Origin of the sequence: Flavobacterium eburneipallidum (assembly GCF_027111355.2) — a bacterium.
In the GTDB taxonomy this organism is placed as follows: Bacteria; Bacteroidota; Bacteroidia; order Flavobacteriales; family Flavobacteriaceae; genus Flavobacterium; species Flavobacterium eburneipallidum.
The window spans coordinates 1,807,428-1,822,735 of sequence record NZ_CP114291.2; the positions used below are offsets into that span (position 1 = coordinate 1,807,428).

The window sequence follows — 15,308 nt, forward strand, 5'->3', positions numbered from 1 at the left end:
TTTTATTTCATTTTATAGATTTCATAGCCAGCTAATAAGTAGCAACCCAATCCATAATCTTCGAAATCAGGAATTTTATCATAGGATAATGGTTGTCCATCTTTTGGTTCTTTTCCGGTAGATTGTAAAAATCCTAAAAACCCATTATCGTGCAAAGCATCTTTGTTTATAGCATTCCACGCTTTTTGAATCACTGGTAAATAAGTTTCTTTTTTCAAAATTCCGCTGTTGATTCCATAAGCCATACCGTAAACGAATAAGGCAGTTCCTGAAGTTTCTTTTTCGCCAAAATGTGTTGAATCGTGTAAACTTACATTCCAAAAACCATCAGGACGTTGTACTTTTACTAAAGCGGCTGCCATTGCTTTTAAATCATTAACATATTGTGCTCTGTGAGGTGCATTTTCTGGAATAATGGTCAGCACTTTTGCCAAAGCGCCAATTACCCAACCATTTCCACGGCTCCAGTAACAATCCTCGCCGTTTGGTTCTTTGTACGGAGGATCAAAATCGGCATCACGCCACCACAAGCCATCTTTTGGGTTGTAAAGTCCGTGATCGCCATGATTATTTCTGGAATACATGTACATTTCATACATTTTTTCGAAATAACGGTTGTCTTTTTCAAGAACACCCATTTTAGCAAAAACTGGCATTCCCATTTGAATAGCATCAATCCAAGACCAATCGTCTAGTTGAGGCGTATTCAAAAGCATGTCCATATTGGCTTTTGTGTTTTTTAATTTTTTTGCATCTGGTTCTAATTTGTACAAGTCAATATAGGTTTGTGCAGCGCAATAGTTATCGGCATTGCGGGTGGTATTTCCGCCATTAAATCCCCATTTGTGAAATTCAGCCCAATCGTAAGCATACTTGTAATAGGCTTCTTTCGGGAAAATTTCATGCAAAGCCATTAGTCCTTCATAATAAACGCCACGTGTCCAAATATTACTTGGGCGTTCTTTGTTAGTAATAATTGTTTTACCAGTTTCTGGCCATTTTTGCATGAAATAATCATTGGCAAGCATCATTTGTTTTAGCACTAATTTTTTATCGAATGGCTGTTGTGCATTCGATTTTGTAGCTGTAATTAAGGCTATAGCGAAAAATAAAACTAACTTTTTCATTTTTGAGTATCGTTGTTTAGTAATTAATTTTGTTGTTTTAAAGGTGTAATTGTAATTGGACCTAATAATCCCGAAGGCATTGGAGCCCATTTTGTAGCGTCGAATTTTTTATAATCTTTGTCAACCATATTGATTTCGTAGAATATTTTCCATTCTTCGCCTTTTAATTCTTTGTTGCGAATTCTGTTGGCAGAAAGATTGGTTACCTGAATTTTTAAAGTGTTTTTTCCTGATTTTAATTTACCAAGATTCAATTGATAAGGAACTGACCAAGCTGTTCCAACATAAACGTCATTAATCCACACTTTAGCACTTTCGCGAACATCGCCTAAATTCAATTGCCAATTTTCAGTTTTGCTATTTGGATTATCAAATTGCAAGGTATAAGTTGCGCTTCCTGAAAAAGCTTCGGCTTGCGGACTTAATTTTGTCCAAGACTCTAAAGTAGAAACGGTTGCAGTTGGAGGCAATTCTGGTCCACCTTTATCAAAATTGATTTTCCAATTTCCTTTTAACGGAATAGAAGCTGCAACAGGTTCAAAATAATTCCATTTTTTTTGCGAAGCTGTATTTTCAGTTTTCAAAAAGTACGATTGTCCTGGTTCTATTTTTATTTTGACCAAAGTGTTTTTGGCCGATTTTTGAACGATTGCATTTCCAAAATCTCTGTTTAAAGGGTCAAAAATTATTACTTCTTTGTTACCAACTTCTATCGGAATAAAAGTATCAATGGTTTGAGGCGTGTGGTTTACTAGATAATACACTTTTTCGCCATCCACATTTCTTCTGATGTATTTTAAACCAGTATTAACTAATGTTTCAGGATAGATTTGAGCTTCTTCTAGAGTTTTGAAAATATCCGAAGTAGGTTGAACTAATTCTTTGTTAGATGCTAAAAGCGCTTTCATTTCGGCTTCTTGTTTTTGAAACTCATTAAATCCAGGAACCGATTCTGGTAAGCCTTCAAAGATGATTTTAGCTCCTGCTTTTTGTAATTCGATTAGTTTTTGCAAAGTAGCCAAAGGCATTTTTTGGCAAGCAGGAATCACTAATGATTTGAAAGTTCCACCTGGTAAAATGATTTTTCCGTCAATCACTTTGGCTTCTAAAATGAAATTATCAGAAATAAAATCGACTCCATATCCTTTTTTCATAAGGTTTCTGGTACTGTCATAAAAAGCAGTTCCGTGCAACCATTGTGATAATGAATGGATTTTATATTCAAAAAATAAAGTGCCTTTTTGGTATTTGTCCCAAGTGTCAAAAATTGGCCAGTACAACAATATTTCATTGTCAGGTTTTCCTTGTTGTAACATTGATTGGCAGTTGGCAATATACGAAAACAAGGAAGGAGCATCTTCCCAAATGTTATTATTAGCATTAAAATTTACTGATGCGTAAAATTGCCATCCCGGCCAAACGGCTCTTTCAGGCGAATAGGTAGAACCGTGAAGAAAAATATGATTGATTCCGTTTAGCATCAAATCTTCGGCTTCAGGCTTGCATTGTGATAAAGCGGTTTTGAAATGCTCACGCAACCATGTAAAAGTTTCTGAAGATACCAATGGTTTTCCTGAAATATGAGCAGCAGATGAAGAGAATTTCAACATTACGGCATCGGCATCACCTTCACGAACGTCTTCTTTTTCGCGTCTAAAACCTGGAATATCAAAAGGCATAGAGCCAAAAGTTTCGCATTCTGGAATATCAGCAGATGCGTATAAGTCAATTAAATTTCCTGGAGATCCATGGGCTTGTAATTTGGTTTTGGAGCCTTTGTTATTTGCCCATTTCGTCCAATTTTTGTCAAATTTATTCAATAATAAATCGGATAGGGTTTGTCGGTAATCACTTCTTATTCTATTACTGATAGCGTCATCAGTTTCGTTTAGTAAACGAGGTAATTGTTGTTTTAAATCATACCCTCTTCTGGCTTGGAATTCTTCGAAAAATTTAGGGGTAAAATCCGTTCCATAAACTTCATAACTGTCGTTAAAAATAGCTCTAATTTTTCCTTCACGTCCTTTGAATGCTTTGTCAAACGGAACAACATAATCATTTAATGCTTCGTCAGAATAATGGTCTAATGTATAACCGCTTCCGCCCGGAGCTGCTCTTTTAACTTGTTGACCAGTTTTGCCACTAAAAACAGCATAAATCGTATAATCTGTTTTTTTAGCTTTCCATTTTAGTTGATTGGGTTTTGCTGAGGATGGTATTGAAACTGTTGTTCCATCAATTCCTTTGTCATTTACTTTTATCGGATCGTTTTTTAATTGATTAGTAAGATTTACATACGAACCATCATTTCCATACGCTACAACATATAAAAGTTCTGCTGGTGTTTTTTCTTTTTTATTTTCTACAACAATGCTTTTGTCAAAGGTTTCGTTTTTTTTGACTTGGTATTTTTCTACAATTAATTTGGTAGCTGCGTGTGGTAAAGTAACATGAGAACCACCATAAGGCCAACCTGTTCCTAAAACCATATCCACCTGCATGTGTAAACTATCAGCAGTTTTTATGGTATAATCAAGCATTTCTAAATATTTTGGAGAAAGAAAATCGATAAAATTGTTTTCTTCTCCTTTTACACCATATATAGGAGTGATTTCGACACCGCCAATTCCTACTTTATGAAAATCGATTAAACTTTTCTTTAAATTAGGTTTGTCCACAGCACTTCCCATCCACCACCAGCGAGCCCATGGTTGATTGGTATTGGTTGATTTTGGCCAAGGAGAAGGTGTAGTTTCTTGAGCAAAAGCGTTGCAAGCAAGTAAAATTGCTAATGCTATGAAAGAGGATTGTTTGTTATGTTTCATTTATAGGGAATTCAATAGTATGACGAATGTGGTTTTTTGTGTTATAAAACTTATTTTATTGTTGTATTAATAGCAATAAAGTAAAAGTATTAGTTGTTTGTGAAATCGCTATCCTGTTGCGTCCTGTTTTTTGTGTAATTCAAAACAATCGTTAATCAATAAGTATGCCTTTTTTTTAAATAATATTTAATTTTAAGTTCAAAAAAATAAAAAATACAAATAAATAGATATGTTAAAATTTAGATATTACAATTTCTACTTTTGTGGCATTTTTGTATTGTGAATCAAGGGGTTGGGGATTTCTTTGAGTGAAAAAAAGTAAAGTGATATATAAGTTATTGATAATTAACAGGATGCTACAGGATGCTGTAGCTATTCTATATGGATAAATTTGATTAACTAAATAATTAACTTAATTTAACTTTTTATGAAAAACAAATTTAGCCTTTTGCTGGTTATAGCCTTGTTTACATTATTTCATGTATCGGGTTATGCGCAGAACAAAGTTGTTAAAGGTACAATTACAGATATTTCAGGATTTCCTATTCCTGGAGTAAATGTAATTGTTAAAGGCACTTCAACAGGTGTTAGTTCTGATATTGATGGTAAATACTCGATACCTGCTGCTCCGGGGCAAGTATTAGTGTTTAGTGCTACAGGCTCTAAAACAGTAGAAAAAACTGTTGGAACAACTGGAGTAGAGAATGCAATTCTTACAGACGATGTAGCTCAACTAAATGAAGTTGTAGTTGTAGGGTACGGAACTGTAAAAAAATCGGATGTAACAGGAGCTATTGCAAGAGTTAGTGCTGAAGAGCTGACTTCACGACCAGTAAATAATGCTCTGGAGGCTTTACAAGGTAAAGCAGCAGGTGTTGATATTACAACAAACGAACGTCCCGGACAAATAGGAACTGTTCGTATTCGTGGTCAACGTTCCTTAACAGCTAGTAGCAGTCCTCTTTATGTTGTTGATGGGGTGCCATTATTATCGTCATCTTCTATTGAAACTCTTAATCCAAGAGACATTGAATCTATTGATGTATTGAAAGATGCTTCCGCAACTGCTATTTATGGTTCTCGTGGAGCTAATGGGGTAATTATTGTTACTACTAAGCAAGGTAAATCAGGCCAATTTACATTGAATTATGCAGGTACAATCAGTACAACTGATATTGTAGATCGTGCACCAGCAATGAATGCTGGAGATTATGTAACTTTTAGACGTTGGGCTGCTTACAACCTTAATCCTACTCTATACCCTCACCCTGATTCACCAACTTTAGCAAATGACAGAATTCTTTTCGATAGTGCTCTTGACGGTCAAACATCAAGGGATAATGTCTTGAAAGGATGGGCAAGTGGAACATGGGATCCTTCTAAAGTTACTAATACAGACTGGACAGATTTTGTTACTCAAACAGGTATTATGAATGAACACGTTATTAGTGCTAGTGGAGGTTCTGAAAAAGTAAATACCTACGGGTCAATTGGTTATTTAAGTAACGAAGGGACTCAAAGGGGACAAACTTATGATCGTTATACAGCAAAGATTAGTAATAATATAACTCCTGTAGATTGGTTTAAGTTCAATAGCTCTTTGAATGTTTCTTGGAGCGAACAAGATTTTGGTATGTCAACTCTAGGTGGACGTAGTGGTTCTGTTCCGAATGCAATTTATGGAGCAGCAAAATCTGTTTTTAACATTGCTGTTCCTTATGATGCTAATGGTAATTTAGTTATTAATCCAGGTGGCGAAACAGGTGTTTATACTATTATGGACGAATGGAAAAAAAGCACTCAATTGTCTCAAACCATGCGTATTTTAGGGAACTTCTCTGCTACTTTTGATATAGGTAAAATAACTAGTCCAATGAAAGGCTTGAGTTATAAAGTAAGTTTCGGTCCTGATTTTCGTCATTGGAGAGAAGGTGTTTATATTGATGGAACTTCATCACATAGAATCAATTCAAATGGTACTGCAGGAAGAAACTTTGCACGTCTTAACAATAATCGTGATTTCTCATGGACTTTTGACAATATGTTGACTTATGATAGAACTTTTGCTGACAAACATAAAGTAGGAGCTACTTTGCTGCAAACGGCATCGGCTTGGAATATAGAAAGTTCTACTATGAGTGCTAGTAATATTACGAACTCTTCTTTCTTATGGAATGCTTTTGGAGATATTGATTTAAGTAATCCTAACAATAGTCCTAGTATGGGATCTGATGTTGTAAAACGTCAACTTAATTCTTATATGGCACGTTTTACTTATGGTTATGATAACCGATATTTGTTAACCATGTCAGGTCGTTGGGATGGTGCTTCTCAATTAGCAGATGGACATAAATGGGACTTTTTTCCATCAGCTGCTTTAGCTTGGCGTTTGGATCAAGAAGAATTTCTTAAAAAAGTTACTTGGGTTGATAATTTAAAACTTCGTTTTGGATTGGGAACAGTAGGTAACTCATCTATAGATCCTTATGCAACAAAAGGCGCCATTAATGATATTTTACTCCCTTTTAATGGGCAGTCCAATCAAATTGGATTTACTACAAATGAACCATATTACACAGCTCCAGGCGATTTAGTGGCTATGCCTAATCCTACTTTAGGATGGGAAGTTACAACACAATATAATCTTGGAATAGATTTTGGTTTCTTCAAAAATAGAATTAATGGTAGTATTGAACTTTACAAATCAAATACTGATGATTTGTTGATGTTAGTTGCGATTCCAACAATTCTTGGATATCCTAATACTTATGCCAATGTTGGTAAAACTAGTAACAAAGGAGTTGAAGTTACCCTTAATTTCACACCAATAGAGACTAAAGGTGGGTTTACATGGGAGACCAACTTAAATGGTGCTTGGCAAAAAGATAGAATAGATGGATTAGCTTATGGTAAGAATGATATGCCAGACAACTCATGGTTTATTGGACAATCCATAGCAGTTCGATATGGTTTTGATAATGAAGGTATGTGGCAAAATACACCAGAAGATTTAGCCGAAATGGTTCTTTGGAAAGCAAATGGTTATAACTTTACTCCAGGTAATGTAAGACCTAAAGATCAAAACGGTGATTACAAAATGGATGCTACTGATCGTGTAGTTGTTGGTAACAGTAATCCGAATTGGACAATGGGATGGAACAATACCTTTGATTACAAAGGATTTGAATTAGGAATAAATCTTTATGGACGTATGGGGTATACGGCTTCATTAGGAGGAGAGGCGTTAACGGGTCGTAGTAATCAACGTGAAACGGATTATTGGACACCTACTAATACTGATGCTGAATTCCAAAAACCAATTTTAGGTCAAGCTTCTTCAGGATCACAAGATGCTTATTCAGGACTTCTTGGATTTACAAAAGCATCATTCGTAAAAATTCGTAACATTTCTCTAGGATATAACTTTCCAAAAGATCTTGCTTCTCAAATTGGATTTGCTAATCTGAAATTGTATGCACAGGCTGTAAATCCAGGTAGTATATATCAATCTGTAGATTGGTATGATTTTGATACAAGTGCCACTTATTTCAACCGTAGTTTTGTTATGGGAGTTGAAGTTGGATTTTAACACAAATAAGTTATAACGAATTATAAAGTAATAACATTAAAATATAGTAAAAATGAATAAATTTAAAAATATAGGAATTGGTCTTCTTATCCTAACAGGATTATCTTTTGGATCCTGTTCAAAAGATTTCCTTGATGAAGAACAATCAAATCGATACACGGCAGATTATTTTCAAACTCCCGAAGGACTTCAAGCATTAACGGTTTCTTTATACGGAAACATCAGATGGCATTTTGGTTTTGAATGGTCATATGGAATCACACTTTATGGTACAGATGAGTTTACCAATGCTAATGATTTAACAAATGAATTATGGAATACTTATGACAGACGATTAACGCCTTTTAGAGCAACTACAGCTTTAGGAGCTGCTAATGGAAATGCTACTGGACCAGAAGATCTTTGGAATCAAATGTATTATGGTATTTCTTCTGCAAATCTTATAATAGCAAATGCTGATAAAATTTCAGACTTAGCTATAAGAAACCGTTGCTTGGCTCATGCTTATTTCTTGCGCGGATACAACTACTATCGTCTTACGGCTCAATATGGAGGTGTAGTTTTACAGACTGCGCCTGTTGTAGGGGTAGTGCGTAATTTTACTCGTTCAACTGAAGAACAGTGTTGGGAACAAGTAATTTCTGATTTCCGTAATGCTTACAATCTTTTTCAAGGTGAAATTTATACGTATGGAAAAGGAGTTACTTGGACTAAAGCTACTGCAGCTCACTTTTTAGCTAAATCGTTATTGTTCCGTGCTTCTGAACGCAATGATGCTTGGAACAGTTCATATAAAGATGCTGATTTAAAAGAAGCTATCGCAGCTTGTACTTATGCAATTACGGCACGTGGTCCTTTGACTAGTAATTACAGTGATTTATATGCCAACTGGACAGGAGTAGATTCTGCTGCTGAACAACGAGATGAAATCTTAATGGCTGCTGGTCATAATGCAGATCCTATTACAAATGGTCGTTTTGGAAACAGAACTTACAACTATTTTGCCCCTCAATTTTCAAGCTTTGCAGGAGGTTGGGTAAGACGTGGAGTATGGATTGGAAGTATGGATTTTCAACGTTGTCGACCAACAGAATACAGTTATGCTGTTTTCAACCACGTAAATGATGCTCGTATGTGGAAAACTTTCAAAACGGTTTATGGAGCTAATACTATTATAGCTCCTAATTCTAGAGGACTTGCTCTAGGAGATCCGGCTATAGTTATGATCTTGAATACAAAAAATGACAATACCTACAACGGATATACTTTTGGAGCTGCAATTCAAAACCCAACATGGAAAGATGATTTTAGTCGTTTGCCAAATTGGACTGTTGGATCTCGTCAAACGCCAACCTCTGGTTCTTTGACAACAAAAGTAGGGCAGTCATCACCTAATTCATTAGTGTTGTACCAAAATGGAACGTATGTTGCGCCCAACTTTAAGAATCAACCTATTTGTAATTTCTTTGCTGGTATTAATAAGACTGATGATGGATCTCGTCAGGCAGAAAGAGGAGATTCTCGTCGTGATGTAACTATGGCTCGTCTAGGAGAAACTTATTTGGTAAGAGCTGAATGTTATGTTCGTTTAGGAGAATATGGTAATGCAATGGCTGACATCAATGTGGTTCGTGCTCGTGCGCAATGGAAAAATGGTGAAAACAGGTCTTACTATAGTGACGGTTCTCAAGCATTTGCTACTAATGCTTTGAATACAGGTGCAAACGCAACAAATTATATCAATTCAAATTTGAATATGAATACCTATTATTTGTCTAACCCAACACAACCTGTTACTACAGCAGCATCTAATTTGACATTAAGCACATTTCCAGCTAACTTACCTCCTGAAGACGAAGCTATTATTACACAAATTGGAGCTTCTAGTAACTATCAACGTGCATTGCACTTTATCCTTAACGAACGTACTCGTGAGTTACTAGGTGAATGGCAACGTTGGGAGACTTTATCTCGTACAGGAACATTAATTGCTCGTGCAAAAGCATTTAACCCTGAAGCAAGAACAAATATTACTGCAAACAAACATGAATTGCGTCCAATTCCACAATCCTTCATTGATGGTTTGTTAAATGCTGATGGAACAAATTTGACAACAGAGCAAAAGAATGCTTGGCAAAACCCAGGTTATTTTAATTAATTTGTTATTTGTTTATTAAAGAAAGCCGTCTCATAATAAAATATGAGGCGGTTTTTTTTACTGCTCAAATTAGAAAGATGTGATGAGAATATTAGTATTTCTTTTAGTTTTTATGATTCTAAAATAAAAAATTAACAACTATTTTTGACCACATTACCCTTTAAAACAAAAAAAAGGTGTGAAAATTTAATTCACACCTTTTTTTATGTTTCAAAATCAATTTCTTTTTACAAAGAAACTCCTCTTTTCCAAGGAATAAAATCGTTTTGATTTAATATTGCTGCTTTAGTTTTGATATCTCCACTTGCTACATTGATAATGAATTCTAACATTTCGTCTGCTGTCTCTTCAATTGATTTTTCACCTGTGATAATTCCACCTGTGTTAAAATCGATAATGTCAGACATTTTTGTAGCCAATTGAGTGTTTGAAGATACTTTTACAACTGGTGCAATTGGGTTTCCTGTTGGAGTTCCTAATCCTGTTGTAAACAATACCATGTTTGCTCCAGAACCTACCATTGCAGTTGTACATTCCACGTCATTTCCAGGGGTACATAATAAAGTAAATCCAGGCTCGTTGATGTATTCTCCATAATCGTAAACACCTACAATTGGAGAAGTTCCTCCTTTTTTGGAAGCACCAGCAGATTTCATTGCATCAGTAATTAAACCGTCTTTGATGTTTCCTGGAGATGGATTCATGTCGAACCCTGAACCTGCATCTACAACTGTTTTTTCATACCATTGCATTAATTCCAAGAAACGCTTTCCGTCTTTGTCATCTACACAACGGTTTACTAATTCTTGCTCTACACCACATAATTCTGGGAATTCAGAGAGAATAGTAGTTCCTCCTAATGCAACCAATTTATCAGATAAAACACCTAATGTTGGGTTAGCCGAAATTCCAGAGAATCCATCAGAACCACCACATTCTAAACCGATTGTTAATTTTGACAATGGAGTAGGAGTTCTTTTAATTTTATTAGCTTCTTTGATTGCAGCGAAAGAATCTTTTACTACAGTACTCAACATTTCTTCGATAGTTCCAATTTGTTGTTGGTCGTAAATCAAAACAGGTTTGTCGCTGTTTGGATTAATAGCTTTCATTGCATCTTGAAAAATCGAGATTTGCAAGTTTTGACAACCTAAACTCAAAACAGTAGCACCCGCCACGTTTGGATTGTTTACGTATCCAGCCAACAATTTAGCCAAGGAGTGTGAATCTTGACGAATTCCACCACAACCACCTTGATGCTGGATGAATTTTACTTCAATGTTTTCAAACAAATCAACTTCAGTTGATTTTGCAACTGCGTCTTCAGCACCTTTTTCAGAATTTACCAAAGAACGAAGTAACAATTGGTAATCGTTTTCTTTTGGTTTTTTCAATTCTTTTTCGAAAATACCTTTTAAGATTTCAATGTTTCTGTTTTCACAAAAAACTAATGGAAAAAACAACCAAACATTTTCAGTTCCTACTTGTCCGTCTGTTCTATGGTATCCCATAAAAGTTCTATCTTTCCATTTCGATACATCAGGTACAGTCCAACCGATAGTTTCTGTTTTTCCTGAAACTTTTGCGCTTTCGTGTTTTACATTAGTCGTAGCAATAACATCACCTTTAGCAATCTTTTGGCTAGCTTTACCTACGATTACACCGTACATATAGATTTTGTCTCCAGGCTCAAAATCCACCATTGCAATCTTGTGCTTCATTTTAGTATCCGATAATACTAAAACATCTTCTCCTTCAAAAGTGATTTTTTCTCCAGCAGTTAGGTTTACTAATGCTACAGCCACATTATCCGAAGGATCTACTTTTATTAATTTCTTTTGCATGATATTATAAATTTTAAAAAAGTTTTAATTAGTTTTTTGAGCTGAAATTAGCAAAGCCTTTTTCAATTCCGTTAGCTTCAATTTCAGTTAAAGCTACTACTAATGCTTCTGATAAACCGTTAATTTTTGTTAAATCTTCTCCCCAGAAGTCGGTGTTAGCTAAAACTGTAGCCACAACTGAATCTAAATTTTCTAATTCCCAAGCTTTTTTAAATGCTTCAACTAATTCCGGAGTATCTTTTACGGGTAAAGCTTCGTTGTTCCAAGTTCCTTTGTAGAACTGGATTAAACAAGCTAATGAAAAAGTTAAACTAGTAGGAAGTTCTTTTTTCGCATTATAATATCCTAATAAACTAGGTAAAACTCTTACTTTGAATTTTGAGATAGAATTTAAAGCAATATCAGCCAAAGCGTGTTTGATAAATGGATTTTTAAAACGATCCATTACCTCTTCAGCATAAGCAGTAATTTCGTTTTTATCCATTGGAAGCGTTTCACTAATTTCGCTGATAACATTATCTACAAACGGTCCTGTAAAACCTCCATTAACAGTTTCCATTACTAATTTGTTTCCAAATAAAAGAGAAACAGGAACCATTGCGGTATGTGCACCATTCAAAATACGAACTTTAATCATTTTGAAAGGACGAATATCGTCAACAATTTTTACATTCAAATCTGTTTTATGGAATGGTAGTTTTGCTTTCAAATCATCACCTCCTTCGATTGCCCAAAGGAAAAATGGTTCCGCAGCAACAATTAAATTATCTTGATAATCTAATTTACTGTTGTAATCATCAATTTCAGCTCTTGGATATCCTGGAACAATTCTGTCAACCAAAGTACTGTGGTACGTACAAGCATCAGAAACCCAAGTTACAAATGCTTCTTCTAATTTCCATAATTCGCAATATTGTAAGATACATTTTTTCAATGCTTCTGAATTGTAATCAATCAATTCGCAAGGAATGATCGTCACAGCTTTAGCAGCATCTCCATTAAAATGTTTGAATCTTTCGTGTAATAAAACCGTTAATTTTGCAGGAAATGAAGTTGGTGGCTGCATATCAGGCGTATCCGTTCCTACGAATTCAATTCCTGCTTCAGTAGTGTTTGAAACAATAAATTGCAATTCTTCTTCTTTGGCTAAAGCTAAATAATCAGCAAAATCAGTATAAGGATTGATTCCTTTTACAATATTAGTAATTAACTGAATGTCTTGAATTTTCTCCCCTTTTTTGATTCCGTTCATAAACAAGGTATAAAGACCGTCTTGGTCGTTAATCATGTTTACCATACCACCTGCCAATGGCTGAACCATCGCAATTCCAGCATTAAAATCAACTTCATTATTTAATCTTTGAAAAGCGTAATCCACAAAAGCTCTCAAGAAATTACCTTCTCCAAATTGTACCACTTTAATTGGAAACTTCTTTTCTAATCCTTGGCTTTTTCTATTTAATTTTTCCATTTTTTATCTTGTTATTATTTTAAAATATAAAAATCAACAACTTTAGAGGTTGCTGATTTTTATGGTGTTTTTACTTAATTAATCCTTTTGCAGGGAAATTGAAATATTCTTTGGCATTATTATAACTGATGTCAGATACCATTTTACCAATCCATTCCATGTCGTTTGGCAATTCGCCTCTTTTGATTTCATCTCCTAAAAGATTACAAAGAATACGTCTGAAATATTCGTGTCTTGGGAAAGATAAGAAGCTTCTTGAATCGGTCAACATTCCGATAAAACAGCTAATTAAACTCATATTTGATAATGCGTTCAATTGTTTTGTCATACCATCTTTTTGATCTAAAAACCACCATCCTGAACCAAATTGAACTTTCCCTTTAACACTTCCGTCGTTGAAGTTACCAATCATGGTAGCCATTACTTCGTTGTCCGCAGGATTCAAGTTGTAAATGATTGTTTTTGTTAATTTATCTTTAGTATCTAATGAGTTCAAGAAACCAGATAATTTTTGCGCTTGAGGATAATCTCCAATAGAATCCCATCCTGTATCAGGACCTAAAATACTGTGCATCCTAGCATTGTTGTTTCTTAATGCTCCCAAGTGAAATTGCTGTACCCATCCAAATTCATGGTAGGTTTCGCATAAATATACTAAAATAGCACTTTGGAATTTCAAAGCTTCTTCGTTAGTCAAAGTTGCTTTTTCTCTTTTCTTTTTGAAAATTGCGTTTACTTCAGTTTCCGTATAGCTTTCGAAGTAAATTTGGTCTAAACCATGATCCGAAAGTTTAGAACCATTTTTAGTAAAATATTCAATTCTGTTTCTCAAAGCCGAACATAAATCTGAATAAGTTTCGATGTTTATACCAGCAACTTGACCTAATGTGTCAATGTATTCGTTATACCCATCATTCGAAATTAAGATGGCTTTATCAGGACGGAAAGCAGTACTCACTTGAGTTTTGCAATCGCTTACGGCTAATTTTTGGTGCCATTCTAAAGTATCAATTGGATCTTCAGTAGTACAAACAAATTCAGCATTAACTTTAGTCAATAAGTTTCTAGTGCTGTATTCGGCAGAATTTATTTTAGCCGATGCTTGTTCGTAAATGCTTTTTGCTGATTTTTCGTTTAATAAGTCGGTGATGTCAAAATAACGAGCTAATTCTAAATGCGTCCAGTGGTACAAAGGATTACGCATCGTGTACGGAACAGTTTTTGCCCAGTTTAGGAATTTGTCTTTATCAGAACCATTTCCTGTGATGAACTGCTCATTGATTCCCAAAGTACGCATCGCACGCCATTTGTAGTGATCTCCGTTAATCCAAACTTGTGTGATGTTTTCGAAAATTTTATCCTCGGCAATAAATTGAGGATTCAAGTGATTGTGATAATCTATAATAGGTTGATTTTTAGAATAATTGTGATACAACTCTTCTGCAAATTTGTTCTCTAATAAAAAGTTATCGTTTATAAAAGTGCTCATTATAATTTACTTAAAATATTAATTTTCATTTGATGGTTTACCAATGGTAGCCAAGATTCCACCATCAACATAAATAACTTGTCCGTTAACAAATTTACTGGCTTCCGAAGCCAAGAATACAGTTGCTCCAGCCAAATCTTCAGGATCTCCCCAACGACCAGCAGGTGTTCTGCTGATGATGAATTCGTTAAAAGGATTTCCGTTTACACGAATCGGTTCTGTTTGCGAAGTAGCAAAATAACCTGGTCCAATTCCGTTTACTTGAATGTTGTATTTTGCCCATTCCGTAGCTAGATTGCGCGTCAACATTTTCAATCCGCCTTTTGCAGCAGCATAAGCAGAAACGTTTGTTCTACCCAATTCGCTCATCATAGAACAAATATTGATAATTTTCCCTGATTGACGTTCGATCATTTGTTTCGCTACTAATTGCGACATAATAAATGGTCCAACTAAATCCACTTCGATTACTTGTCTAAAATCACTTACGGGCATTGTGATAGCCAATTCTCTTTTAATAATCCCTGCATTATTAATCAAGATGTCGATTGCTCCTAATTCTTTTGTGATTAATTCTACATTTTCGGCAGCCGCTTTTTCATCAGTTACATCAAAAATATAACCTGCAGCGGTGTAGCCTTTGCTTTTGTAATAAGCTAGAGCATCTTCCATTTTAGAAGGTGTTGTTCCTGTAATTACAAGTTCGGCACCAGCTTGAGCAAGACCTTCAGCCATGGCTAATCCTAAACCATGAGTTCCTCCAGTGATAAGGGCTCTTTTTCCTTTTAAATTAAATAAATTCATG

At 35.0% G+C, this 15,308-nt stretch carries 8 protein-coding genes; 2 read left to right on the top strand and 6 right to left on the bottom strand.

From position 1 onward, the window contains the following. Positions 1–2: 2 nt before the first annotated feature. Together OZP15_RS07430 and OZP15_RS07435 are read right to left on the bottom strand one after the other, a co-directional pair. On the bottom strand, positions 3–1,127 hold the full coding sequence (locus OZP15_RS07430; protein WP_281337422.1) for a glycoside hydrolase family 88/105 protein: 1,125 nt from the start codon (positions 1,125–1,127) through the stop codon (positions 3–5). Between the two features lie 23 nt (positions 1,128–1,150). Continuing rightward, positions 1,151–3,952: a glycosyl hydrolase gene (locus OZP15_RS07435; RefSeq protein WP_281337423.1), complete on the bottom strand. Its 2,802-nt coding sequence runs from the start codon at positions 3,950–3,952 to the stop codon at positions 1,151–1,153. A 427-nt stretch (positions 3,953–4,379) separates the two neighbouring features. Between OZP15_RS07435 and OZP15_RS07440 the strand changes: the two genes are divergently transcribed. Beyond that, positions 4,380–7,541: a SusC/RagA family TonB-linked outer membrane protein gene (locus OZP15_RS07440; protein ID WP_281337424.1), complete on the top strand. Its 3,162-nt coding sequence runs from the start codon at positions 4,380–4,382 to the stop codon at positions 7,539–7,541. A gap of 52 nt (positions 7,542–7,593) precedes the next feature. Beyond that, a complete protein-coding gene (locus tag OZP15_RS07445) occupies positions 7,594–9,699 on the top strand; it encodes a RagB/SusD family nutrient uptake outer membrane protein (protein ID WP_281337425.1) in 2,106 nt (701 codons plus the stop codon). Between the two features lie 227 nt (positions 9,700–9,926). Here OZP15_RS07445 and OZP15_RS07450 read toward each other — a convergent pair whose 3' ends face one another. The 4 genes from OZP15_RS07450 to OZP15_RS07465 form a co-directional block, all read right to left on the bottom strand. Next, entirely contained in the window at positions 9,927–11,543 is a 1,617-nt protein-coding gene (locus OZP15_RS07450; protein WP_269227830.1) for a UxaA family hydrolase, read from the bottom strand. A 28-nt stretch (positions 11,544–11,571) separates the two neighbouring features. Further along, the gene (locus OZP15_RS07455) at positions 11,572–13,014 is read right to left on the bottom strand and encodes a tagaturonate reductase (RefSeq protein ID WP_281337426.1); all 1,443 of its coding nucleotides are present in this window, start codon (positions 13,012–13,014) and stop codon (positions 11,572–11,574) included. Between the two features lie 70 nt (positions 13,015–13,084). Then, entirely contained in the window at positions 13,085–14,503 is a 1,419-nt protein-coding gene (gene uxaC, locus OZP15_RS07460) for a glucuronate isomerase (RefSeq protein WP_281337427.1), read from the bottom strand. An 18-nt stretch (positions 14,504–14,521) separates the two neighbouring features. Further along, on the bottom strand, positions 14,522–15,307 hold the full coding sequence (locus OZP15_RS07465; RefSeq protein ID WP_281337428.1) for a gluconate 5-dehydrogenase: 786 nt from the start codon (positions 15,305–15,307) through the stop codon (positions 14,522–14,524). Position 15,308 lies beyond the last annotated feature (1 nt).

What these genes read in the sequence shown, in the direction of transcription:
- OZP15_RS07445 (WP_281337425.1), top strand. Translation starts at nt 7,594, where the DNA reads ATGAATAAATTTAAAAATATAGGAATTGGTCTTCTTATCCTAACAGGA.
- OZP15_RS07440 (WP_281337424.1), top strand. Translation starts at nt 4,380, where the DNA reads ATGAAAAACAAATTTAGCCTTTTGCTGGTTATAGCCTTGTTTACATTA.
- OZP15_RS07455 (WP_281337426.1), bottom strand. Translation starts at nt 13,014, where the DNA reads ATGGAAAAATTAAATAGAAAAAGCCAAGGATTAGAAAAGAAGTTTCCA.
- OZP15_RS07430 (WP_281337422.1), bottom strand. Translation starts at nt 1,127, where the DNA reads ATGAAAAAGTTAGTTTTATTTTTCGCTATAGCCTTAATTACAGCTACA.
- OZP15_RS07435 (WP_281337423.1), bottom strand. Translation starts at nt 3,952, where the DNA reads ATGAAACATAACAAACAATCCTCTTTCATAGCATTAGCAATTTTACTT.
- uxaC (WP_281337427.1), bottom strand. Translation starts at nt 14,503, where the DNA reads ATGAGCACTTTTATAAACGATAACTTTTTATTAGAGAACAAATTTGCA.
- OZP15_RS07450 (WP_269227830.1), bottom strand. Translation starts at nt 11,543, where the DNA reads ATGCAAAAGAAATTAATAAAAGTAGATCCTTCGGATAATGTGGCTGTA.
- OZP15_RS07465 (WP_281337428.1), bottom strand. Translation starts at nt 15,307, where the DNA reads ATGAATTTATTTAATTTAAAAGGAAAAAGAGCCCTTATCACTGGAGGA.